Raw genomic sequence first — 24,592 nt, 5'->3', positions numbered from 1 at the left:
TGTACATGACTAAAGCATAGCCCGAACAAATGGACCTACAAATTGAAACCCCGCAGCGACTCCGGTGATTACCGACCGAAATGGAAAGTCCAGGAGACTGATAGGTATTGAATAGAGGCTAGATCGCGGTCACAGAAAAATAACGCTCATAATGCGCGCAGGAAAGTGTGTAGTAGTCTGAATCAATGGCATCTTTTATGGCGACCAGAGAGCGATTCTGCCAGTCGGGATGATATTCAAGGCCATACACGCCCAGATCTGAGATCTGGCTGGCGCCCGCTTTCAGCAAGTCAAATACCCAGCAATACGGATCTTGTTCCTGCTTGAACTGGATTTGTTGGTGTTTAATGGCCGCTAATAACCGTTCTTCATCCCGGATCACCAATTTACTGCTGACCACCTGCACCAGAAATGCGTCCAGGCGCTGTGCAATCAGATAGCGTTGGTCATTGGTATAAGCGTTCCAGTGGTTGACCTCATGGGCGAATCGCTTGCATCCGCGGCAGACGTCATCCCCAATCCCCGTGGAACATACCCCAACACAGGGAGTTCGTACCCGCTTGAACATGCTACCTCTTTGTTTATTGGTGGTTATTTCCTTGGCGTTGCGGATTATATGACATAGATCAAGGGAACACAGCAGCGAATCGATATGCTGGGTATTTTGAACTCGGTTGTTTGCTCCAAACTGGCACGCTAAGGCCACCTGGAGAAACCGCCATCCTCGGATCGAACCTATTGTGGAGATATTGATACTATGGCTGGAGAATTTCGAGTCGCCAAACACTGCATTGACGATGCCCTGGAAACAGCGGATGCCGAAAGCTCCATGACCCGTGAAGGTATGGGACGCGCCCTGCTGACCGAGCTGCTGGGGCAGATGCGCCAGCATCATTCCGCACAGGAACTGACCGATCTGGTCAATTACCAACTGGAAAACCTGGGTGAAGACAGCTTTGTCGTGACCCGGGGTTGCTGAAGCTGTTTTTTCGTCCTTTCCCCTCCCCTAAATCTGTCATTAATCACTGCTATTCTCAGGCCATGGCCGATCCCGAATCGGGCTATAACACGGGTTGCCTTGATCATTATTCGTCCTGCTTATAATGACTATAAGTAGCTGATTTCCAAGTCAACTTAACTAAGGATTGGCATTCGTGTAGAATATGCGCCCCGTTAGCGGAGTATCTTGTAGTCAAACTACAAGGCTGGTCGGCTGTTTGGAGATCCAGCCAGGTGTAACCGCTAGCCCATCGATGGAGTGCCACCGATAGCCTTGTCCACCAGCGATCCTGGTTAGAGATGAGTAACCAACAACAATTGCCTGCCGTGAGAGGTTTGAATGAGCTTATATTCAGCATACATGGATGAAATCGAAACCCGTAAAAAGGATTTAGGATTGCATCCAAAGCCTATTGACAGCGCCGAGCTGCTGTCAGAGATTATTGCCCAAATCAAGGACACCGGTAATGAGCACCGCGAAGACTCCCTGAAGTTCTTCATCTACAATACCCTGCCAGGCACCACTCCTGCTGCCGGCGTAAAAGCTCAATTCCTGAAAGAAATCATCCTGGGCGAAGCTACCGTTGCCGAGATTACCCCGGAATTCGCTTTCGAACTGCTCTCTCACATGAAAGGCGGCCCTTCCATCGAAGTGCTGTTGGATCTGGCCTTGGGTGACGACGAAGCCGTTGCCAAGCAAGCCGCTGAGGTTTTGAAGACTCAGGTATTCCTGTACGACGCTGATACTGACCGCCTGAAAGCCGCTCTCGACGCAGGCAGCGCCATCGCCAAGGAGATTCTGGAAAGCTACGCCAAGGCCGAGTTCTTCACCAAGCTGCCAGACATCGAAGAAAAGATTGAAGTGGTTACCTATATCGCCGGCGAAGGTGATATCTCTACCGACCTGCTGTCCCCCGGCAACCAGGCTCACTCCCGTGCCGACCGTGAATTGCACGGCCAGTGCATGATCACCCCTGAAGCCCAGCAAGAAATTGTTGAGATGCAGAAGCAGCGCCCCAACGCCAAAGTGATGCTGATTGCTGAGAAAGGCACCATGGGTGTGGGTTCCTCCCGCATGTCCGGCGTCAACAACGTTGCTCTGTGGGCCGGTAAGCAAGCCAGCCCCTACGTACCCTTCGTAAACATCGCACCAGTGGTTGCGGGTACCAACGGTATCGCTCCCATCTTCCTGACCACCGTTGGTGTAACCGGCGGAATCGGTCTGGATCTGAAGAACTGGGTCAAGAAAGTGGACGCTGACGGCAACACCGTTGTTGACGAGAACGGCGATCCGGTACTGGAAGAGGCCTACTCCGTGGCCACTGGCACCGTGCTGACCATCGATACCAAAGCCAAGAAGCTGTACAACGGCGATAAAGAGCTGGTAGACGTATCTGACGCCTTCACGCCTCAGAAGGTTGAATTTATGAAGGCCGGCGGCTCCTACGCGGTCGTATTCGGTAAAAAGCTGCAAACTCTCGCGGCTGAAGCCCTGGGTATCGAAGCCCCTCAGGTGTACGCGCCTTCCAAAGAAATTTCTCACGAAGGCCAGGGCCTCACTGCGGTTGAGAAAATCTTCAACCGTAACGCCGTTGGCGTCACCTCAAAAACGCCTCTGCACTCAGGCTCTAATGTTCGCGTTAAAGTGAACATTGTCGGTTCTCAGGACACCACGGGGCCAATGACCTCTCAGGAGCTGGAAGCCATGGCCGCTTCCGTGATCTCTCCGATCGTGGATGGTGCCTACCAGTCCGGTTGTCACACCGCTTCTGTTTGGGACAGCAAGGCAAAAGCCAATATTCCCAAGCTGATGTCCTTCATGAACAACTTCGGTCTGATCACCGCCCGTGATCCAAAGGGTGTTTATCACGCCATGACTGACGTTATTCACAAGGTGCTGAATGACATCACTATCGATGACCGCGCTATTATTATCGGCGGAGACTCTCACACCCGTATGTCCAAAGGCGTCGCCTTTGGCGCTGACTCCGGTACCGTCGCCCTGGCACTGGCCACCGGTGAAGCGGCCATGCCCATCCCTGAGTCTGTGAAGGTCACCTTCAAAGGCCACATGAAGCCACACATGGACTTCCGTGACGTGGTACACGCCACACAAGCTCAAATGCTGAAGAAGTTCGGCGGCGAGAACGTGTTCCAGGGACGCATCATTGAAGTTCAAATCGGTACTCTGATGGCTGACCAGGCCTTCACCTTCACCGACTGGACGGCAGAAATGAAGGCCAAAGCCTCTATCTGTATCTCTGACGACGATACCCTGATCAAGTCTCTGGAACTGGCCAAGAGCCGCATCCAGATCATGATCGAAAAGGGCATGGACAACAGCGCCAATATGCTGCAAGGCCTGATCGATCTGGCCGACAAGCGTATTGCTGAAGTCAAGTCCGGCGAAAACCCTGCGCTGGCTCCGGACAACAACGCCAAATACTACGCCGAGCTGGTGGTTGACCTGGACCAGATCGACGAGCCGATGATCGCAGACCCGGACGTTAACAACGATGACGTCTCCAAGCGTTATACCCACGATACCATCCGTCCTACCTCTTACTACGGTGGCACCAAGAAGGTAGACCTGGGTTTTGTGGGTTCCTGCATGGTTCACAAAGGTGATATGCAGATCATTGCTCAGATGCTGCGCAACCTGGAAAAACAAGGCGACATCAGCTTTAATGCACCGCTGGTTGTGGCGCCGCCCACTTACAATATCGTTGACGAGCTCAAAGCCGAAGGCGATTGGGAACTGCTACAGAAGTACGCTGGTTTCGAATTCGACGACAATGCACCAAAGGGTGCTGCTCGTACCGAGTACGAAAATATCCTGTACCTGGAGCGTCCTGGATGTAACCTGTGTATGGGTAACCAGGAAAAAGCCGCACCGGGCGACACTGTACTGGCCACCTCTACGCGTCTGTTCCAGGGCCGTGTGGTAGCCGACAGCGATGAGAAGAAAGGCGAATCTCTGCTGGCTTCTACCCCGATGGTTGTTCTGGCCACCATCCTGGGTCGTATTCCCACACTTGAGGAATACAAGCAGGCCGTAGACGGTATCAACCTGACTGACTTCGCTCCTCCATCGGAAGACCTGAGTGTTGAAGCTGAGCCTGTGAAAATCGTAGGCTGATAAAGACGCTGGTCTGAATCAAAAAGCCCCGCAACCAAGAGGTTGCGGGGCTTTTTTGTTGCAGGTCTTTGTTTGCAGTTTTTCAGGCAATCAGCTCCGAAGTGCTGATGCCCACCAATTCGAGTTCAAACACGTCAGGCTTAGGTTCCCCCCAAACTGGCGGCTCGCCCCAAACCGGTTCTTCGACCGGAAAATCTATCGGCAAGGGTTCCAGCATGATGCTGTCATCAGGATCGGGAAGCAGGATAAGGATATCCTCGGGGTCCACTTCCTGGAGCTCCGGCTTGGGTGCCTGCTCATCCGCTGCAAACAGCGACGATGCGACTGCAACATCGCTCTTACCTTCGAGGATATAACCCCCTTGGTAGATGGAGCCGACATACAGATCGTCGATACCGTCACCAAAGAAGTCACCTAACGCCGTTATATCGGCGTCGCCGTAACCGCTGATGACGAAGCCATCATCTTCACTAACTTCGTCCAGATCCACTTCACCGTCCCAATGCTCCTTGCCGTATATCAGATAAGTCAAACCGTGGACTTGCGGCAGCAGCTCATTGGTGGCCAAGGTCTGAATAACGCTGGAGGTGGTTTGTGCCACCAACGCAAAGTCCTGCAGGCCATCGTTGTTAACATCGCCCGCTGACACCACGCCCCAGTCCGCTTGAGGTGCGTCAGAGAAACTCAGGGAAAAGTTAACGCCGTTGCTGCCGTCGAGGGCAGTCAGGTCAAGCGCCGAAGTAAAACCGTCCTGCTGACCGAATACCAAGAACGCCTCCTGCTCTCGACCCGCCATAAACATCACATCATCCAAGCCGTCGCCGTTGACGTCTCCGAGCGAGGCCACTTGGGGAAGATCTGAGTCATTGAGCTGCGCATTATGTGGATCCAGCAGCAGATCCACAATGTTGGCATTTTCTTCATCGTACAGATCGATACGGGTATCCCAACCGTCGCTACTGCCCTTTACCAGCTTGATAGCGACTTGGCCTTCCGCGTTGTAATCATAAGCCAACAGATCGTCGAAACCATCGCCATTGAGATCCCCCACCGCTACTGCCTGCCCGGACAACTGACTGCCCAGGGTAAGCTCTGGCTGGTTGATAACATCGTTAGACAGATTGACAGTTGCGCCCGCTGATATCTCACTTCCAAACACAACGATACTGGAACCGCGGTCGTTTAAAAGAATGTCATCCCTGCCATCGCCATCAAGATCACCCGCAGCGCTGACGTGGTACATGGAAAATAACCGGGCTTCGGCAATCGCGGCTTCGTGGGCAGACACAATAGTGGCCCCATTCTCTCCAAGATCATCCAAACTGAATCGCTCGCCCCAGGCCTGATCGCCGCCGAAAACCACCCGCGTCTCACCCGGGGTCAGGGTTACGGCCAGGTCATCGTAGCCATCACCATTTACATCTCCAATACCGGTAACTGAGGGAGTTGATGTCTGAGATGCTTCAATAACCAGCGCTGTGCCCGGATGTTGCTCCAGAAAAAACTGAGGAGGCCAGGACTCAGCAACCGCTTTGAGATCGCCACCCAACAGCAGGCGGGGAACATCAGATTTATCGCTGTCCTCCCCTGATGAATAGTAAACATGATCTTCTATGCCGTCGCCATCCACATCACCCACCGAAATAATGTCCCCGCCGGGCCCTTGAACTATCACCGCAGACAAGGGGCCATCCACATCGACAAGTCCATTGCCGTTGAGATCAAAACTGTCGGTTACATCTTCCACTGCAATGGCGATAGCGTGGTGGGTCACCACCCCGGCTGCGTTGCTTGAGGTGACAATAATCTCTAAATGAGCATCCCATTCAAAGTCGACAAACGCACCCTCCTTGAGTTTTAAAACACCGTCCGAGATTTCAAAGCGATCATCCTCAACGTCGAAATCCTGGGGCAAGGTGCCATCGTTACGGCCCTTGGCAATCAACGTCCCCAAAATCACCCCTTGCTCATTTTCGGTCAGGGTTGGTACGCCATCTTCATTGTCCGTTTCCAGTTCCAGTCTCACAGGCGCAGGAACAAAATCCGCAATCACCAGCCTGGCACCGGCAGCATCATAGTCCTGCCCCACTGCGAGAGTATGGGCGGAAGCCGCTTGCACTTTGCCATTGAGAGTAATTCTGTCGACATCGGATGCCCCGTTGATCAAAGCCAGCACCAGCTGATCGGCGTTCACTGTACCTCCGCCGCCACTGACCCAGTATTCCAGCCCCTCCGCCTCAGGCTGACGCGAAAACAGATTCCAATAGAGCGCGGTTACCAACTCACTTCGATCCATCTGGCCGAGTCCCTGCCGGTATTCCTCCTGTTCATTAACGAAGTTGGCACGAACCTGTTCCAGCGTGATAGCACCGCTGTTGATCTCCGCCGCCCAATACTGCAGCCCCTCTTGGGCGGCTCCCCTGGCCAGTAATCCGATATACAGCTCCTGAAGCTGTTGTTCCAGGGTCCTCTCGGTGGTGTCAGGTGCCTGCAAAGTCATAGCTCAATCCTTGATAGTTCAATGGAAATTCCACCAGTTTAAGGAAGGTATGCAACGCTTTATGTATTTGTTCGGTAGCGAAATGTATCAGCTTGTAACAGCCCAAAAGGAAGAGGATCAACGGCGGGTGCAAGGGGCTGGTGATGGCAGCTGACTACAAGGTACTGGGGCGGATTAGCGTTATTCCCGACGTCGAACCTCAGTAAATTCCTTCTCATCCGAGGGGCGCAACTTCACCGCCATAATCCGGTTGGTTTCCGCCGACACCTCACACAATGCATAAATCCGCTGCATCTCGCCGGCAAACCCCGAACCGGACTCCGAGTAATCCACCGTAAAGAACAACACATTCATATTCGTAATGCGCTGATACTTCGCCGCCCGGTCGTCACCCTCGACACTCAGAACCCGACCCGGAATCGCCTCCTCAACGGCAATCTGACATTGATTATAGCCCTCGAATACATCAAACCGACGCGGCACCGCCGCACCGTAGGAATCGCCAGATTGATGCCCGCTGAACTCAAATACAACAAGAGTGGCTGCACTGCTCACCACCATCAATACCACCGCTGCCAATACAAGTATCCAATTACGGGACATTCTCACACCTCAAAGAACGCCTGAATGCGATCTTTCTCCCACATCGTGTCCTGATACCCCAATTCAATCAACTCATCAATAAACGGCTTTTCAAACAACAGATAACTCGACGTCGCTGCACCACCCCCCTTAGTGGTACCGCCGGCAGAGCGCAAGAAAACCCGCACACTCTTCGGCATGTAACGAATCTTGCGCCCCGCTATTTTATCCAACTCCTTACTGGGCGAAATAACCATCGTTTCCACCGAACGCAGCCGCACGTTATTCTCCTCCAGCGTCTCTTCCGGAATCAACTCCAGCAGCTCGTTAACACGCTCCAGGTGTTCGATATCCCCTTCCAGTGAGTCAATAAAGGCACTGTTAAACAAATGCCCAAACACCTGCGCAATAGAGGGAGAATGCTTGGGTGGCATCGCCCGCTTCGCCCAATGCACCGGATTACGGTTGCCGGACACACCAATCACAAAAATCCGATCCGCCCCCATATGTAAAGCAGGGCTGATGGGCGCCATTTGGCGCAGGGCACCATCGGCGAAATAATCCCGATTCACTTTTACTGCCGGGAAAATTCCCGGAATCGCCGCCGACGCCATCAAATGATCCAGAGTCAACTGAGTGGCAATACCAATACGGCGGTAACGGCGCCAATCCTTTAATTCCTCGTTGCCCTGATAAAAACTCACCGACTCACCGGTGCCATAGTTCATTGCCGTAATCGCCACCGCTTTCAGATCGCGATTATTCAGTCCCACTTGCAGCTGACTGAAATCGATATGCTCCGCTAAAAATTCCCGCAAAGGCGCGTTATCCAGCAACGCAATTGACTTGTGCTTGCCAATACCTTCACGCAACAAAGACATTAATAACCGCGCGCCGCCACTAATCAAGTCACCCCAACTGGTTCTAAACACCCGTTCGGTTGAAAGCTGAGTCCAGATATCGTTAAGATCCGCCACCGCTTCGTAATAATGACCGGTGTGAGTGGCCAATGCTATGGCATTGATGGCACCAGCGGAGGTGCCGCAGATAATGGGAAAAGGGTTATGAGTCGAACTCGGGAGCAACTCATTGATCGCAGAAAGAACGCCGACCTGATAAGCAGCACGTGCGCCACCGCCAGACAGGATAAGTGCGTTGGTCGCCATCAGCCAATTCTCCGTTTAGCCATAGTTCTCCGCAAACTGAATGAGCGGCCGCTACTGGTCAAGGTCGATCAAATGTTTGATGGGTGCCACTTGATCCACCAACTCTGCCAGGCGGCGCGCCTCCATCTTGGTCATCACCCGGCTGCGATGAATTTCCACCGTCTTGATGCTGATACCCAGGGTATCGGCGATTTCCCGATTGGCTGAACCCGACACCACCAGTCTGGCCACATCGGTTTCCCGGCGGCTGAGGCTGTTCCAGCGGGCCAGCACCTCCTGCTGTTGATTTTGCTCAGCGAAACGCTGTTGGGTGCCCGCCAGGGTTTTATCGATCACCTCCAGCAACTGGGTATCCTCAAAGGGTTTCTCGATAAAATCCACGGCATCGTTCTTCATGGCCTGCACCGCCATGGGCACATCGCCATGCCCCGTGATCATGATCACTGGCAACACATATTCCCGCCGCTTCAGCTCCTGTTGCAGTGCCAGCCCGCTCATTCCGGACATACGTACATCCAGCAACAGACAACCGGGCTGCTGCTGATAGTGCTCAAGAAAGGCCTCTGCACTCTCATAGATGATAACGTCGTAACCCGCACCCTCCAGCAACCACTGTAGTGATTCGCGGAAATCCTGATCATCATCGACCACAAAGACGCTATTGACGTTCATTTCTGTCACTCCTGCACCCCTTGCCGCTTTTCTTGTTGGCTCAAGGCGCTATTGTCCCGATATTGGCAACAGCAATCAAATCGCAGCTCGCGGCAATACCACGGTAAAGGTAGACCATTGCTCGCCGTCGGTGTCCACCTCGATGCGGCCACCATGAGCCTCCGCAATACTGCGTGCAATCGACAGCCCCATGCCCAAACCACTTTCCTTGGAGGTGACATAGGGTTCAAACAGCGAATCGCGAACACCTTGGTCGATGCCACCGGCCTGGTCCCAAATACATACCCGCTGTTCGCGCTTATCGCCACTCAACTCGATATGCACACAACGATCGTCCCGCTGCCGCTCTTTCAGCGCCTCCACACTATTACGGACGATATTGAGCACCACCTGCTCAATCTGTATTCGATCCCCCACCACCGGATGGGACTCGGATTCAGCATCGATTTGCAGCGTGGCACTCGCCTGCCAGAGTTCGTGTCCCAAAAGCTCGGTCACCTCTTCACACACCTCTTTGAGGTCAAATTGTCGCCGCTGGTAAGGGGTTTTCCGGATCAGACTGCGAACCCGCTTGATAATGTCGGCCGCATGCTGGGTCTGCTTGATGATGGTACGAAAGATGTCCTGAATGCGCTCCGAGGCAGACTCCCGTCCCTGCTCAATTTGACGGATTGCCCCCCTGGCGTAGTTGAGACTGGTGGCCAGTGGCTGGTTGATTTCGTGAGCCAGTCCACTGGCCATTTCTCCTACTGTCATAAGTCTCGATACATGTATCAACTCTGCCTGATGATCGCGCAGGGACTCTTCGATCTGCCGCTGCTCAGTGACATCCCGCATGATCAAAGAGTAGGAATCCCCCTCCTGTCCCGGGCGGGGATGGGCAATCACCTCTTCCAGCCGCCAGTGGCGCCCGGGAGCACGTTCGGCCACCACCATGGATGTGCCGGTCCAGTTGCCCTGTTGACTGGCAGCATTAAAGGCCTCATCCGCGATACGTTCATAAGTTTCCGCCCCGAGCAGCTGTTTCAGGTGAGGATGTGAAGGCAGGTCTCGCAAATCAAGTTGATGGGTCAATGCCTGGTTCATATAAGTGACCTGGTGATCCCGGTTACAGAACAGAATCATGGCAAAGGAGGCTTCCACCACACTGGCCAGGCGTTTGGTGGCCTCCTCGGCTTTCACCTGTTCAGTGATGTCCCGGGTAACGGCAATGATTTCCAGTAACTGGCCATCCCTGTCGCGAATGGAGCGATGGGTTGACTCCATCCAGCCATAAACATTGTTCTTGTCGCGGCTGCGATACCGGAAGGTACGCACCCCGTGTTTGTAGATGGCGGGAATGGTCTTATTTTTCATCGCTTCGGCATCGTCGGGATGAAACAACTCATACGCCGGCCGCCCCAGCAGCTCTGCGGCGCTGTAGCCGGACATGCTCTCCAACGCCGGATTGATCGAGGTATAGGCCCAATCCCCCGGTCGATGGGTAGAGATTGCATCCCCCGAGTGCTCCACCAGATGCCGGTATCGCTCCGTGGAGGAAACCCCGGCCGCCAGACCTTGCGGGTGATCCTCAGCCATCAGTAAATCTCCCGGATCAATTCCCGCATCCATTGATTGGCTTTGTCGTGATCAGCGCTCTTGTGCCAATAAAGATTGGTACCCAATGGCGCGGTGGAGAACGGCAGCTCCAACACCTTGAGATCCAGCGTCAGCGCCAACTCCATGGGAATAGTCAATGCCATATCGCTGACCGCGATCAGTAATGGCGCCACCCGATAATGCTGTACCCGCATGCGAATATGGCGCTGGCGTCCAAGCCGGTTAAGAGCCACATCTTCATAGCTACCGCCCTTGCGGCGAGACGACACCTGCAGGTGATCCAGAGACAAATAATCGTCCAGCGTCAGTGTATCGCCGATAAACGGATGATCCTTGCGAACCACGCAGGCGTAGCGCTGATTGGAAGCCATAGGCTCCGCACAGACCTGGGGGCTGGCCACCACCGGAATATCAAGGGCAAAATCCAGAGTACCGGCAGCCAGCTCTCGCTCGATGTCATTGCGTTTGACGAGATAACACTCCAGCCCCAACTGCGGGGCTTCCTCTTGTAAGCGCGCCAACAGCTTGGGCAGCAGCATGGACTCCATCATGTCATTCATGCTCAGCCGGAATACCTTCTCCGTATTGGTGGGATCGAAGACCTCCCCTTCCGTCACACTGGTACTCAACAGCTGCAAGGCCTCCTGCACCCGCCCGACAATATTTTCCGCCAGCGGCGTCGGCATCATTCCCTGGGAGGTGCGCACAAACAGCGGATCGTCCAGGGTGGAACGCAGCCGCGCCAAGGCGTTGCTCACTGCCGGCTGAGTAATACAGAGCACCTCCGCGGCCCGGGTCAGATTGCGCTGCTGGTAGACCGCATCAAACACCAGGAACAGGTTGAGATCTATCTGACTTAAACGCATGGTAAACCCCGGCAATATCACTATTGTGAATAATGTAAAATTCACATAATAAACTTCGAAAATAGTGGGTAAGAATTTAAGCTGTTACGACTTCAAAAACAAGGGTAAACCTTTACCAGGGGCAACAAAATATGGCTGAGCTTTATCTGGTCAGACATGGGCAAGCATCGTTTGGTTCAGACAACTATGACAAGCTCTCCCCTCTTGGTCACCAGCAGGCGCAATGGCTAGGCGACTATTTTCGTGACCGCAACCTGAGCTTTGACAGCATTCTGATGGGTGATCTTGTCAGACACCGGGAAACCGCCGAAGGTATCGCCAAGGGCATGCAGTTGCAGCAACCGCAGTATCAGGTCTTTTCCGGCCTGAATGAATTCGATTTTCATGCTCTGTTGCGGGTGTATATGGAACAGTTCCCGCAGCAGGCCCTGGCCAAGGATGCCCCCCCGTCTGCCTTTTATAAGCTTCTGAAAAAGAGCATGCAACTCTGGTCTCACGGTGAACTTGAAGGCGATCTCCCAGAGACCTGGACCCAGTTTGAAGAGCGTGTGGCCGAGGTGCTCAAGAGTGTACAGGATCGTCTCCAGGGCCAACGTGTACTGGCGGTCAGCTCCGGCGGCGCTATTTCCATGGCTCTGCGCCAGATCCTGCAGGCGCCCAGCGAAACCGTTATCGAGCTTAACCTGCAGACCCGCAACACCGGCGTCTCCCACTGCTTTTTTAACCAGCGTAGCCTGCGGCTGAGCGGATTTAACAGCGTGCCTCATCTGGATCATCCAGAGCGGCTGCAACACATTACCTTTTCCTGATTGCGACTAAACTGATTTGGATACGACTGAGGACAACACCATGGATTTTGAATACAGCGACAAAGTCAAAGGCCTGATCGAGCAAGTAAGAGCCTTTATGGACGAACACGTCTACCCCAACGAGGCACTGTTCCACGAACAGGTCTCCGCTGATCGCTGGAACACACCCCCGATTCTGGAAGAGCTCAAAGCCAAAGCCAAAGAGCAAGGCCTGTGGAACTTCTTTTTACCCCTGGCCTACGGAGAATACAGCGGAGGCCTGACCAACCTGGAATACGCCCCACTGGCGGAAGAGATGGGCAAAGTGGGCTGGGGTCCCGAGGTGTTTAACTGCGCAGCTCCCGACACAGGTAATATGGAAGTTCTGGCAAAATACGGCAACGAAGAGCAAAAGCAGCAATGGCTTGAACCACTGCTGGCCGGTGAGATCCGCTCTGCCTTTGCCATGACCGAACCCGATGTAGCCTCCAGTGACGCCACCAATATCGAAACCTCTATCGTTCGCGATGGCGACGACTACGTGATCAACGGCCGCAAGTTTTACATCAGTGGTGCCTGCCGTGCCTCTTGCGAAATCATGATCGTCATGGGCAAGACCGATCCCGAGAATCCCAACCGCTATGTCCAGCAGTCTCAGATCCTGGTGCCCACCAAGACCCCTGGCGTAAAAATTGTTCGCCCCATGCAGGTCTTTGGTTACGACGACGCGCCGGAAGGTCACGCCGAGGTTGTATTCGATAACGTGCGTGTTCCCGCCAAGAACCTGATTCTGGGCGAAGGTCGTGGTTTTGAAATTGCTCAGGGCCGCCTTGGTCCGGGTCGTATTCACCACTGCATGCGTTCTGTAGGTGCCGCCCAGCGCGCCCTGGAAATGATGTGCAAACGCGCCAACAGCCGCGTTGTGTTCGGCAAGCCCATGATCAAGAACCAATCCGTGCGTGAAGACATCGCCAAGTCCGCCTGCCAGATTGAGCAGGCCCGCTTGCTGTGCCTGAAAGCCGCTCAAAAGATGGATACCGCCGGCAACAAGGACGCCAAGGATCTGATTGCCATGATCAAGATTGTTGCACCAAACATGGCCCTGGACGTGATCGATCGCGCCATCCAGATCTACGGTGCTGCCGGTGTCAGCCAGGACACCTTCCTGGCACACATGTACGCCGGTCAGCGCACCCTGCGTCTGGCGGATGGTCCCGACCAGGTACACATGATGCAACTGGGCCGAAATCTGGCGAACACTTACGAATGATTCAAGCCTCCGGCTAAATCACAGCGGTCGGGCAACCTCGCGGTTGTTCGACCGCCGTGCGTTTAAAAACACTACTAGAGAGATGGATATGTCCCAGGTCGATACGCTCGATGAAATCAAGCTGGCCAATTATCTGGAACAGCAGGTCGAGGGCTTTAAAGGCCCCCTGACCGCCACCAAATTCGCCGGCGGTCAGTCGAATCCCACCTTTAAGATCGACGCCGCCTCCGGCACCTATGTGCTGCGTCGCCAGCCTCCGGGCAAACTGCTGAAAAGTGCCCACGCGGTAGATCGTGAATTCCGCGTTCTGGACGCGCTGAAAGATACCGACGTGCCAGTAGCCAAGGTCTACCACCTGTGCGAAGACAGAGATGTAATCGGTTCCATGTTTTATTTGATGGAGTTCTGCGACGGCAATATCTTCTGGGGCGCCGCCCTGCCCGAGATCGACAGCAATGAACAGCGCGCCCGTATGTACGACGAAATGAACCGCGTACTCGCCGCACTGCACAGCGTTGATATCGAGGCCGTTGGCTTGTCCGATTACGGTAAACCCGGCAATTATTTCGAGCGCCAGTTGGGCCGCTGGACATCACAGTACCGCGCCTCGGAGTTGCAGCCCATTGCCGAGATGGATCAGCTGATTCACTGGCTTGAAGAGCATCTGCCTGAAGACGATGGCAAGGTGTCCCTGTCACACGGTGACTATCGCCTCGACAACGTCATGTTCGACAAGGGCAACGACAAGATTATCGCTGTGCTGGACTGGGAGCTGTCGACTCTCGGCCACCCCTACGCCGATCTGGCCTATCAGTGTATGCAGCTGCGCCTTCCCGCCAGCGATGCCAAAAACACCATGTCCGGCCTGCTGGGTGTCGATCCCACCCCGCTGGGTATTCCCACCGAAGCGCAATACGTGGCCAAGTACTGTGAGCGCATGGGTATCGAGAAAATCGACAACTGGTCGTTCTATCTTTGTTTCAGTTTTTTCCGCCTTGGCGCCATCGCTCAGGGTGTGGCCAAGCGCGCTGCCGATGGCAATGCCTCCAACAAAGCCGCCGGCAAGGTTGGCGCCATGGTTCGGCCACTGGCACAACTGGCCCTCGCCATCATCGACGAACAATAATCAGGGAATCACGCCATGAAAGCCATAGTCTGTGAAGAATTCGCCCCCGTCGAAAAACTGCAATACAAAGACGTGCCTGATCCCGTTGCCGAGCCTGGCAAAGTTCTGGTAGACATCAGTGCCGTCGGCGTTAACTACCCCGACGGATTATTGGTGCAGGGTCTGTACCAGATGAAGCCCCCCTTCCCGTTTACGCCCGGCACTGAAGTCTGTGGTGTCGTCAGTGAAGTGGGCGAAGGCGTTAAGCATCTGAAACCCGGTCAACGTGTGATAGGCCTGGACATGCTCAATGGTTATGCGCAAAAAATCGCCCTTAACGGCCATATGGCCATGCCGGTTCCCGACGGTATTCCCGACGACGAAGCCGCTGGACTGATTACCGCGCACGCCACCGCTCACCATGCCCTTAAGCAACGCGCCAATTTGCAAGCGGGTGAAACCCTGGTGGTGACCGGTGCCGCCGGCGGAACCGGACTGGCAGCGGTGCAGATTGGTAAAGCTATGGGCGCTACCGTGGTGGCGGTTTGTTCCACCCAGGAGAAACTGGATATCGCCAAGGAAAACGGTGCTGACATCCTGATCAACTACAGCGAGACAGATCTGAAAGCCGAACTGAAAAAGCTGAACGATGGCAAGGGTGTGGATGTGGTCTACGACGTGGTGGGCGGCGACACCTTCGACGCCTGCTCCCGCGCCATGGCCTGGAATGGCCGCCTGCTGGTGATCGGCTTTGCCTCCGGCACCATCCCCAAGTTCCCGGTCAATCTTTCTCTGGTTAAAGGTTACTCAGTGGTCGGTGTGTTTTGGGGCAGTTTTACCATGCACGAACCCGCCGTGTTTATGGACAACATGAAAGAACTGCTGGGCTGGTATCTGCAAGGCAAGGTTAAGGTAGTGGTCGACGAAGTCTTCCCGCTGGAGAAAACCGCCGATGCACTCAACAAGGTGATGAATCGCCAGGTTAAGGGCAAGGTTATTCTCAAGCCCTGAATACGCGATTCAGAGATTTATCCCGGATAAGAATACAAATTCAATTACAGGACAAACGCTATGACAACTGATCTGTTTAATCTCAATGGCAAAATTGCCCTGGTCACCGGTGCCAGTCGCGGTATCGGCGAAGAAATTGCAAAACTGCTGGCCGAGCAAGGCGCACACGTGATTGTGTCCAGCCGCAAAATCGAAGACTGCTCGCGTGTTAGTGACGAAATCAATGAAGCCGGTGGCAGTGCGGAATCCTTCGCCTGTAACATCGGCAATATGGACGATATCACTGCAATTTTCGACCATATACGCGGTACTCACAATCGCCTCGATATCCTCGTGAATAACGCCGCCACCAACCCCTACTTCGGCCATGTTCTCGATACAGATCTGGGCGCCTACAACAAAACCGTTGAAGTGAATGTACGCGGTTATTTCTTTATGTCCATCGAGGGCGGTAAGTTGATGCGCGAGAATGGCGGTGGTGCCATCGTGAATACCGCCTCGGTCAATGCGCTGCAACCGGGGCCCGGCCAGGGTATCTACTCCATTACCAAAGCCGCGGTTGTGAACATGACCAAGACCTTTGCCAAGGAATGTGCCCAGTTTGGGATTCGCTGTAACGCCCTGCTTCCCGGGCTGACCAAAACCAAGTTTGCCGGTGCACTGTTTACCAATGACGATATCTACAAGCACGCGGTGCAAACCATTCCCATGGGGCGTCACGCCGAGCCCAGGGAAATGGCGGGCACGGTTCTGTATCTGGTGTCGGAAGCCGGCAGCTTTACCAATGGTGAGTGCATCGTTGTCGACGGCGGCATGACCATTTAACGGGAGCCAATGTTTATGTCCCAATATCAGGACCAGGTTGTATTGATTACCGGCGCCAGTGGCGGTCTGGGGCGTGAAGCCGCGTTGCAGTTTGGACAAAATGGTGCAAAGCTGGCGTTAAGCGATATTAACGCTGACGCTCTGGAGGCCACCTGTGCTGAACTTCGCGACGCAGGTATTGAGGTTTTCTCCCGCGTTTGTGACGTTACCGACGAAACCCAGGTGAATAACTTTGTCAACGGCGCCTATGAGCACTATGGGCGTCTGGATGCCGCAGTCAACAATGCCGGTATCGACCCCGCCCACAATCTGCTGGCAGATATCCCGTTGGATGACTACAACCGCACCATGGACATCAATGTAAAGGGCGTGTTTCTGTGCATGAAAGCGCAGATTCCCTTGATGCAAGCCCAGGGCGGTGGTGCAATCTGTAATATTTCATCCGTTGCCGGTGTAGGTGCCGCGCCCAACATGTCGGTCTACGCGGCCAGTAAGCACGCCGTGCTGGGGCTCACAAAAAGTGCCGCTCACGAATACGGTAAGTGTAAGATTCGTGTCAACGCGGTATGCCCGTTTATTACCCGTACTCCTATGCTTGATCAAAGTCTGGAGTTGGTGCCCCCCGGTCAGCGCGAGGCGATGGAAAAACAACTGGGCAAAAGTGCCGCGCTTAAGCGCATCGCCGAACCTGCGGAAGTGGTCACCGCCATATTGTTCGCTTGCGACAAGACTAATTCTTTTATGACTGGCCACGAACTGATGGTTGATGGCGGCATGAGCGCTCTGTGAACCGGCGCGACCAGACTGAAAAACAGGAGAAACCATAATGGATCCCTTACTCGATTTTACCGGAAAAGTCATACTCATCACTGGCGCCGCCAGCGGCTTTGGACAGCTGCTGGCCACAGAATTCTCAAAACGTGGCGCCAAACTGGTGATCGGCGACATCAATGAAGCCGGCGTGCAGCAGGTAGCAAGCACGCTGGACAACGACGCCACCGCCATGCACTGCGATGTATCCCGCGAGGATCACTGCAAAGCCATGGTGGAAGCCGCAATTGAACTCTACGGCCGACTGGATATTGCCATCAATAACGCGGGTATCTCTCACGCCTTTACACCGGTACACCAGATTACCGAAGAACTGCTCGACCAGCAGATGGACGTTAATCTGAAAGGCGTGCTGTTTGGTATGAAGCACCAGATTGAAGCGATGAAGGCACAGGACGGTGGTGGTCTGATCCTAAACGTCAGTTCAATGGCCGGTTTGGGTGGCGCTCCCAAAATCGGCGCATACGCGGCTGCCAAGCATGCTGTTGTGGGTGTTACCAAAACCGCTGCGGCAGAGTACGGCAGCAAGAACATTCGCGTTAATGCCATCTGCCCTTTCTACTCGCTTACCCCAATGGTGACGGACTCTGAGATGAGCGGCGACAATCCGGAGCAATTCGCACAGTTCCTTGCTCAGGGTTCCCCTATGAAACGCCTCGGACAGCCCGAAGAGATCACCAATGTGATGTTGCTGCTGTGCTCTCCCGGCAATACCTATATGAATGGTCAGACTATTGCCATTGATGGCGGTGTTTCTGCCCTCTAAATTTTTATTGCGGAGCCGATAACAATGAATGCCGTAAACAGAGCCGTAGTGCTGAAAAAACGCCCTCAGGGTGAAATCCAGGATGGAGATCTGGCCCTGGAGGAGCGCCCCCTAAGGGAACTTCAGGAGGGCGAAACGCTAATCCAGATCCTGTGGCTTTCCCTGGATCCGTACATGCGTCCTCGTTTGAACGATGCCAAGGGTTATATGGATCCGGTGGAGATTGATGCAGTAATTGTCGGTGAATCCGTTGGCCGTGTCGTGGAATCTCGCAATGACAAATTTGCCAAAGGCGATATCGTCACCTGTTATTCCGGTTGGCAGGAATACTACATAGCCGCCAAGGATGAACAGACGATCTACAAGGTTAACGCCAATGGCGTACCGCTACAGGCATTCCTGGGTGTTGCCGGTATGCCCGGCCGTACGGGTTATTGTGGTCTGGTCGAAGTCGGAAAACCGAAGGAAGGTGAAACGGTTGTCGTCGCCGCGGCCTCCGGCCCGGTGGGCACCGTCGTTGGTCAGACTGCCAAGCAGCTCGGTTGCCGCGCAGTCGGTATTGCCGGCGGTGAAGAGAAATGCCGCTATGTGGTTGAAGAACTGGGTTTTGATGCCTGTATCGATTACAAGAAAGGCGATTTGCTTGAGAATCTGAAGCAGGCCTGTCCTGATGGCATTGATGTTTATTTTGAGAACGTTGGCGGCGATGTCACCAAGGCGGTTGCCCAGCTGTTGAATCCGGGGTCACGAGCGCCGATATGTGGTTATGTGTCAGCCTATAACGCCACCAATATGGCTGAAGTGGAGACACCTTTTCATATTTTGGGGGCGTTGCCGGAGCCGCCCGAGCATCGTTTCTTTTTGGTGACTGAATGGCAGGATCGTCACCAGGAAATTACCCAGCTGCTGGCTGAGCGGGTCAAATCCGGCGAGCTGAAGTACAGTGAAACTGTGGCCGAAGGTCTTGAGCAAGCCGTTGAAGCGTTTAAGGGAATGTTGAAGGGTAAGAACTTCGGTAAGCAGCTAGTACATATTGCTGATTAATTTTGTACTACACCGCAGCACCGCGGTAGGTCTCCTACGTGCCATAACCGGAAGTTCATAATCCTGGTTCAGGGCACCATGGGCGTTCGATAATGTCCGCAACGGCCGCACGACGTAGGGTGGATTAGAAGCGCTTTGCGCTTCGTAATCCACCGATCCGCCGAAGGTTTAAATTGGCGGCGGCCGTGTACAAATCACCTGTTGCAGGCACATTCAAGGGTGTTAAAAACCGGGCCGAAGCCAACGAACATCTCCGGCAGAACCGGCGGATTACGGCGCAAGCGCCTAATCCGCCCTACGCATAAACAACGCCGTCAGAGTACCAATCCTGCGAATTTCTAAGACCGGTTATGGCACTCAGGTGACTTTCAGATCCAATCAGACTCATCCAGCACAGTCAGTCAAAATACTCCCCAACCTCTATCAAACAACCAGTAGCTGGAGAGTATCCCAACAGCGTAAATAGCTACAGCCTCAGCCTGATAAAGACGTTGTTCAGACAACACCCGCTTAACCAATGCCATAACAGCCACGCAAGCCAGGATAAACAATACCTGCCCTATCTCAACTCCCAGGTTAAAAAACAGCAAACCACTAACCAACTCAGTCTGCGGTAAACCAATATCTCTCAGTACTGCCGCGAAGCCAAATCCATGTAACAACCCGAATGACGATGAAACCAGAATTGGTCGTCGAAATGTCAATGTATTTTCACGCCCACGGGCAATTTCCACCGCCAGGAATAAAATACTGAAGGCGATCAATGTCTCTACTGGCGCTACCGGTACTCGAACCATCTCCAGTGCCGATAACACCAGGGTAATCGAATGAGCCAGGGTAAATCCCGTAGCGGTCATCAGAACCCGACGAAAAGTTCCGGCAATAAATAGCAGACAGGCCACAAACAACAAATGATCCAGCCCAATCAAAATATGCTCGATGCCCAGCCAGGTATAATGCCTGGCCACACCACCAAAGCTCTCCTGTTCCGGCACTACCCAATCCGTTTCCGTTGCCGCCAGTAAGCTGGAGTACTGCTCCCCATTGAGCAAAGACAAACGCAAAAACGCAGATACAGACGGATTATATTGTGCGTACCGAATCTGCAGCGTCTCTCCAGCCAAGGGGCCGGAACACCGATACTGACTCGCCGCCAGTCGTTGGCACTGCTCCGGCATGAGAAGACTGGGCTGATTATGTCGGGGAACCGTCGGCGGTATTTTCATACGCACCTGATAGTTGAAATCCGCCTGTTCAATAATATCCACGTACAGTGGACGATTTTCATGGGCCTGAACTGACAAAGGCAACAAGACCAGCAACCACAGCACTCGCACTAGTTTCATCATGTTCAACGCTCAACCACACGGTAACGCTGAACAATCTCTTCTATGGCCAAGCGTTGCTTTTCCCGAATCTGGGCCTGACGGTAATCCTGCTTGACAACATCAACCACCTCAGCCAATTCAGGATAGCGTCCCGGCAATCGCTGACTGACATTCACCAGATGCAAACCGTATTGCGAGCTGAATGGCCCTACCCAACGACTGCCGTCCTGTTCCGGCAAAGCCAGGTCAAACACCTCATCAGCAAAACTCTGCCCAAAATGACTGGCAACAAACTCCGGTGTTCTCTCCACATAGTTAACATGGAAGGGGAAACGGTCCCCAAACCTCATTGACTCCGAGAAGTTCACCTTCTCCTCATGCAATTGCTTCAGCATCCCCTCTGCGGACTGCTGCAGCTCGCCGCCTGGGTGCTTTTCTGCACTCAGGAAAACATGGGTGAAGGTCACCGAAGGTTCGATAAAATAGTCATCGCGTTGTTGCTGGAAAAAAGCCTCAAGCGACTCCTCGTCAACTTCAACGCCCTGCTCTACAAACCCCTGAGTAATAAACTCCAGCTTCTGCACCATACGACGGCGGATCACATAGTCGTCACCCTCCAGTCCCATGGCAATAGCCTCGCGGTAAAGCGCCTCTTCCTCTACATATTGGCGTACAAGGTTAGCCTTTTGCTCCACAGTCATGGCATCGAGGCGCTTCGCCGCCAACTCTGGCTGAAAAACCTTGGTGCGATACTGCACAAAGGTCAGCAGGGTTTCGCGGTCCACAACAATATCCCGCTCGCTGCTATCGTCACCGCTGATGGCACTGAGGCCAAGGAACAGCGCCAGGCCCGCGACCAGAAAGTGACTCAACGGATCCCTGTACCAAGGGATCCGAATGGTTTGATCAGAGGTATCACTCATAAACGTCTTTCAATTGCCCTGATTAATAACTAAGAGGTCAGGGAGTGTACCAAACCGGAGAGCTGTATGCCCGCTCCTGAATATTGACAGGGAATTTATCCTGCGCACTCGGATCTTTTCCCAACGCCAGCATATCCAGGGTGGAATGTCTCGCGGTTGGAATCTGCAACACTCGCACGTAGTAGAAAGCACGCTGGTCGACGTCAAAATCCGGGTCCTGCCACAGCACGCTCAGTTCGGTACTCCCAATACTGTTAGTTACTTTACCGGTTCTGGGATTGACGGTATCGCCAACGGGCGCCAACTTTCCGTCTTTATCCGGCGATCGGTTGTCAGACCAGGCGACATTATACACCCGCTCATGAGTGCGCCCCTCCGCATCCAACCACCCCTTGACCACTTGAACACGATCGAGATTGGCACCCGTTGGTTCTTTGACCGCACGGATCATCAACTGTGGCACCTTGACCTCGCCCTCGCCAAACAAAGAACGGTGCTTGGGCGCTCGGCTTAAGTCGCCGCCCATGGGTACACCCACGGCATATCCCCGTTCGGCAAAATGCCTGGAGTCCAGATCACTCTGCTTAAAGTCAAAGCCCGCAAACAACCGCAATTGAATACGCGGACCTGTGGTGGAATAAACCTCTCGACGTTTAAAAGCCTGCAGGATAGACTCACGGGTGTTCTCCTGTGCCCAAACAGCAGCCAGACCGGCACCGGACATATCCCAACCGCTCAGGCCACCCAACATTGGCTCAGCATTGGCTGACGGCATGCTGCCGGAAGCAAATTTGCCGGCGAAGTTATCCTCTGCAGCGGTCGCCAACCCGGAATGAGCATCCGTAGAACCAATCAGACCAAACTTAAAAGGATTGATGCCCACCTTGTGCTCCAGTGCCAGTCCCTTCTTTAACCCACCTCGAACATAATCCGCCTCAGTAGGAGCCGGATTTTCTCCCCCCATATCCGACGTAATCAAATGCTGATAACTCTCGAAATCCGCGAACTCGTCATCCGGAGACAGTTCGCCAATGGTCTCGGAATCGCCCTTGATCTGAGTCGCCTCCACCACTGGCTCCCAGCGCATACGGGTGCGGGCATACTCACGGGTCAACGGATTGCCATCCGAGTCCTGGGAAGCAAACATACGGCCGTTGCTGATATTGGAATTATGCGGGATGGCCACGAAATCCATCCCCACCCGATCAGAAGTCTGCTGCAACCACTGCCACAGATCCTCCGGTCGGTCACTGTCGTTGGCGCTAAATGGAATAAATTGACGGGCCTTATCGCTGGATTCATCCGTAAACACCACTCGGTGAAGATTGGAACCATCCGGAATTGAAGACCACTCCCAGCCGATCAGCGTCGTAAACTTGCCCGGTTGGTAGTGGCGATCCGCGATTTCCGTCTGGCTATTCCACACCGGCTGACGAACGGCAGGGGCTTCCAATTCATCCAGCTTCTCACCCCGGTTGAGGATACCCACAAATTCCAGAAACGCCTCTCGTCCCTTGCCGGCCTTCATCATCTCGAAAACCTTGGCTCCAAAACGGGTATTCAACACACTGGGATCCTGTTGCGCAATTCGCAGCGGTACCCCCATCATCTCCGCGTGGTCCGCGATCACCAGAAAATCCAGAGGCTCGCGCAGCTGTGAACGCCCCTGATTGCCCCCATTCACCACCGGCTGCCCCTTGGCAAAGCGATAAGCCGTATCCGGATCCACGGTACGATTGCCCAATAAAAAGGCATCAGGAGACACGTTCGTATGCAGATGGGTATCCCCCCATAGCAACTGAGTGGAAGCTTCAGAGGCGAATACAGCCCCCCCATTCAGAACTGTCAGACCGGCCAGCAGCGAAATTGAGAGTTTTTTGGCGTTCAAGATGATATCCCCGCGTGATTTATCACAATAGCCCACCAATCTAACAAGCACCATCCAGTGGCAATATGGCCATTTGTCGCAAAGATCCGGTAACATGCCACCAAATGTCCGCTGCTGTATCCGGAGTTTGAATTTTGATCGATTTCCCCGTCAACACGCCTGTCGCCGCCACCCTGGCTGAACATCTCATGCAAAATGGCGTGTCGATGGAAGAGCTGGAAAGCGAGCTAGGCCTCGACAGCGCTACCATACTGGATCCCTCCGCCGCCCGCCCTGCTTCGGTGCTGCTTCGATTGGCCGTATGGATCACCTCTGCCAGTGCGGACCCCACCTACTTTCTCAACTTCCGCCACCAACACCCAACCGCCCCCAGACACTTTTCCACCTGGATGAGCGACCACTGCAACAACGTCGAAGAACTGCTGCGGGAGCACAGCCAATACAGCCAGCTGAGCAGCATCGCCCAAATGAATGCCTGTTTTTGGAACGGACAACAGCTGTGCTTCCAGTTTCAGGAACTGTCCACACCTCCACAGCAACGATGGTTGGTCGAATACCTCTTGGGTTTCCTGCATCAGCGGTTACTGAAACTTACCGACGGCAAAGTCTATCCCCAGGCAGTGGAACTGATGTATGTAGCCCCAGACTATGCCGATGACTACGAGCAGGTTTTCAAATGCCCGGTACAGTTCTCGTCCACCCGCAATACCATAATTTACAGTGCCGAAGCGGCGGCAATACCGCTAGCCACTCCGGACCCCCATCTCTATGCCACGTTAAAACAACAGGCTGATGAGCAACTGAGACAGCTGGATCCACGAGTGGTGATCTTCAATACCAAGGCAAAAATCCTGACCGCCCTGCCCCAAGACGAAAAACAAGCGGTTACGGAACTCAGCTCAGACTCCATTGCGGCACAACTTCATATGGATCGGGCTACGTTAGCCAGACGATTGAAGAAATACGGACTGAGCTTTCAGGCAATCCTGGACCACACCAGGCGAGAAATGAGTGAACTCTACCAGCAGCAAGGTCGCAGCATCGAGGAAATCGCTCACCTGACCGGCTTCTCAGAGGCCAGCAGTTTTAGGCGAGCACAGAAGCGATGGGGCAAATCGGATTAGAACGGGGGATATAGATTGTCCGGGGCTGATAATCCGCTGAGTGCCATAACCGGAAGTTCATAATCCTGGTTCAGGGCACCATGGGCGTTCGATAATGTCCGCAACGGCCGCACGACGTAGGGTGGATTAGAAGCGCTTTGCGCTTCGTAATCCACCGATCCGCCGA

21 protein-coding genes are annotated in these 24,592 nt (G+C 53.9%); 11 read left to right on the top strand and 10 right to left on the bottom strand.

Features of this window, described 5'->3' with window-relative positions; all coding sequences use genetic code 11:
* Positions 1-118: 118 nt before the first annotated feature.
* Positions 119-568: a DUF1289 domain-containing protein gene (locus tag HBA55_RS35515; protein WP_167000626.1), complete on the bottom strand. Its 450-nt coding sequence runs from the start codon at positions 566-568 to the stop codon at positions 119-121.
* Positions 569-757: 189 nt separating this feature from the next.
* Between HBA55_RS35515 and HBA55_RS35510 the strand changes: the two genes are divergently transcribed.
* Both HBA55_RS35510 and HBA55_RS35505 read left to right on the top strand, forming a co-directional pair.
* Positions 758-979: a hypothetical protein gene (locus HBA55_RS35510; protein WP_167000624.1), complete on the top strand. Its 222-nt coding sequence runs from the start codon at positions 758-760 to the stop codon at positions 977-979.
* A gap of 360 nt (positions 980-1,339) precedes the next feature.
* Positions 1,340-4,138 (top strand): bifunctional aconitate hydratase 2/2-methylisocitrate dehydratase, encoded by a 2,799-nt coding sequence (locus HBA55_RS35505; protein ID WP_167000622.1) that lies wholly within the window; start codon positions 1,340-1,342, stop codon positions 4,136-4,138.
* Between the two features lie 82 nt (positions 4,139-4,220).
* Here HBA55_RS35505 and HBA55_RS35500 read toward each other — a convergent pair whose 3' ends face one another.
* The 6 genes from HBA55_RS35500 to HBA55_RS35475 all read right to left on the bottom strand — a co-directional run bounded on the left by HBA55_RS35500 (position 4,221) and on the right by HBA55_RS35475 (position 11,523).
* Complete coding sequence (locus HBA55_RS35500) at positions 4,221-6,638, bottom strand: DUF4214 domain-containing protein (protein WP_167000620.1); 2,418 nt, start codon at positions 6,636-6,638, stop codon at positions 4,221-4,223.
* A gap of 180 nt (positions 6,639-6,818) precedes the next feature.
* The gene (locus tag HBA55_RS35495; protein ID WP_167000618.1) at positions 6,819-7,241 is read right to left on the bottom strand and encodes a hypothetical protein; all 423 of its coding nucleotides are present in this window, start codon (positions 7,239-7,241) and stop codon (positions 6,819-6,821) included.
* Positions 7,242-7,243: 2 nt separating this feature from the next.
* Positions 7,244-8,386, bottom strand: a complete 1,143-nt coding sequence (locus HBA55_RS35490; RefSeq protein WP_167000616.1) for a patatin-like phospholipase family protein — start codon at positions 8,384-8,386, stop codon at positions 7,244-7,246.
* 51 nt (positions 8,387-8,437) lie between these two features.
* Complete coding sequence (locus HBA55_RS35485) at positions 8,438-9,058, bottom strand: response regulator transcription factor (RefSeq protein WP_167000614.1); 621 nt, start codon at positions 9,056-9,058, stop codon at positions 8,438-8,440.
* A gap of 75 nt (positions 9,059-9,133) precedes the next feature.
* Positions 9,134-10,636, bottom strand: a complete 1,503-nt coding sequence (locus HBA55_RS35480) for a PAS domain-containing sensor histidine kinase (RefSeq protein WP_167000611.1) — start codon at positions 10,634-10,636, stop codon at positions 9,134-9,136.
* Positions 10,636-11,523 carry a LysR family transcriptional regulator gene (locus tag HBA55_RS35475; protein WP_167000609.1) on the bottom strand — a complete coding sequence of 296 codons (888 nt, stop codon included), beginning with the start codon at positions 11,521-11,523 and terminating at the stop codon, positions 10,636-10,638. Before HBA55_RS35475 ends, HBA55_RS35480 begins: the two co-directional genes overlap by 1 nt.
* A gap of 131 nt (positions 11,524-11,654) precedes the next feature.
* Between HBA55_RS35475 and HBA55_RS35470 the strand changes: the two genes are divergently transcribed.
* The 8 genes from HBA55_RS35470 to HBA55_RS35435 all read left to right on the top strand — a co-directional run bounded on the left by HBA55_RS35470 (position 11,655) and on the right by HBA55_RS35435 (position 19,163).
* A complete protein-coding gene (locus HBA55_RS35470) occupies positions 11,655-12,332 on the top strand; it encodes a histidine phosphatase family protein (RefSeq protein WP_167000607.1) in 678 nt (225 codons plus the stop codon).
* A 40-nt stretch (positions 12,333-12,372) separates the two neighbouring features.
* The gene (locus HBA55_RS35465; protein ID WP_167000601.1) at positions 12,373-13,581 is read left to right on the top strand and encodes an acyl-CoA dehydrogenase family protein; all 1,209 of its coding nucleotides are present in this window, start codon (positions 12,373-12,375) and stop codon (positions 13,579-13,581) included.
* An 88-nt stretch (positions 13,582-13,669) separates the two neighbouring features.
* A complete protein-coding gene (locus HBA55_RS35460) occupies positions 13,670-14,707 on the top strand; it encodes a phosphotransferase family protein (protein WP_167000598.1) in 1,038 nt (345 codons plus the stop codon).
* Positions 14,708-14,722: 15 nt separating this feature from the next.
* On the top strand, positions 14,723-15,697 hold the full coding sequence (locus tag HBA55_RS35455; RefSeq protein WP_167000596.1) for an NADPH:quinone oxidoreductase family protein: 975 nt from the start codon (positions 14,723-14,725) through the stop codon (positions 15,695-15,697).
* A gap of 60 nt (positions 15,698-15,757) precedes the next feature.
* Entirely contained in the window at positions 15,758-16,522 is a 765-nt protein-coding gene (locus HBA55_RS35450) for an SDR family oxidoreductase (RefSeq protein WP_167000594.1), read from the top strand.
* A 15-nt stretch (positions 16,523-16,537) separates the two neighbouring features.
* Entirely contained in the window at positions 16,538-17,311 is a 774-nt protein-coding gene (locus HBA55_RS35445) for an SDR family NAD(P)-dependent oxidoreductase (protein ID WP_167000592.1), read from the top strand.
* Between the two features lie 37 nt (positions 17,312-17,348).
* The gene (locus HBA55_RS35440) at positions 17,349-18,119 is read left to right on the top strand and encodes an SDR family NAD(P)-dependent oxidoreductase (protein ID WP_167000589.1); all 771 of its coding nucleotides are present in this window, start codon (positions 17,349-17,351) and stop codon (positions 18,117-18,119) included.
* A 24-nt stretch (positions 18,120-18,143) separates the two neighbouring features.
* Complete coding sequence (locus HBA55_RS35435; RefSeq protein WP_167000586.1) at positions 18,144-19,163, top strand: NADP-dependent oxidoreductase; 1,020 nt, start codon at positions 18,144-18,146, stop codon at positions 19,161-19,163.
* Positions 19,164-19,564: 401 nt separating this feature from the next.
* Here HBA55_RS35435 and HBA55_RS35430 read toward each other — a convergent pair whose 3' ends face one another.
* Genes HBA55_RS35430 through HBA55_RS35420 form a run of 3 tightly spaced genes read right to left on the bottom strand, consistent with a single transcriptional unit; the run spans position 19,565 to position 23,302 of the window.
* On the bottom strand, positions 19,565-20,512 hold the full coding sequence (locus HBA55_RS35430) for a HupE/UreJ family protein (RefSeq protein WP_167000584.1): 948 nt from the start codon (positions 20,510-20,512) through the stop codon (positions 19,565-19,567).
* Positions 20,513-20,514: 2 nt separating this feature from the next.
* On the bottom strand, positions 20,515-21,414 hold the full coding sequence (locus tag HBA55_RS35425; protein ID WP_167000581.1) for a peptidyl-prolyl cis-trans isomerase: 900 nt from the start codon (positions 21,412-21,414) through the stop codon (positions 20,515-20,517).
* A 37-nt stretch (positions 21,415-21,451) separates the two neighbouring features.
* Positions 21,452-23,302, bottom strand: a complete 1,851-nt coding sequence (locus tag HBA55_RS35420; protein WP_240946456.1) for a DUF3604 domain-containing protein — start codon at positions 23,300-23,302, stop codon at positions 21,452-21,454.
* 134 nt (positions 23,303-23,436) lie between these two features.
* Here HBA55_RS35420 and HBA55_RS35415 point away from each other — a divergent pair, with 134 nt between their 5' ends.
* Positions 23,437-24,426, top strand: a complete 990-nt coding sequence (locus tag HBA55_RS35415; protein WP_167000578.1) for a helix-turn-helix transcriptional regulator — start codon at positions 23,437-23,439, stop codon at positions 24,424-24,426.
* Positions 24,427-24,592 lie beyond the last annotated feature (166 nt).

The sequence above is a fragment of the Pseudomaricurvus alkylphenolicus genome (assembly GCF_011683955.1).
Lineage (GTDB): Bacteria > Pseudomonadota > Gammaproteobacteria > Pseudomonadales > Cellvibrionaceae > Pseudomaricurvus > Pseudomaricurvus alkylphenolicus.
The sequence above is the reverse complement of the archived record's forward strand: the minus strand, read 5'-3'. Positions and strand labels throughout refer to the sequence as shown.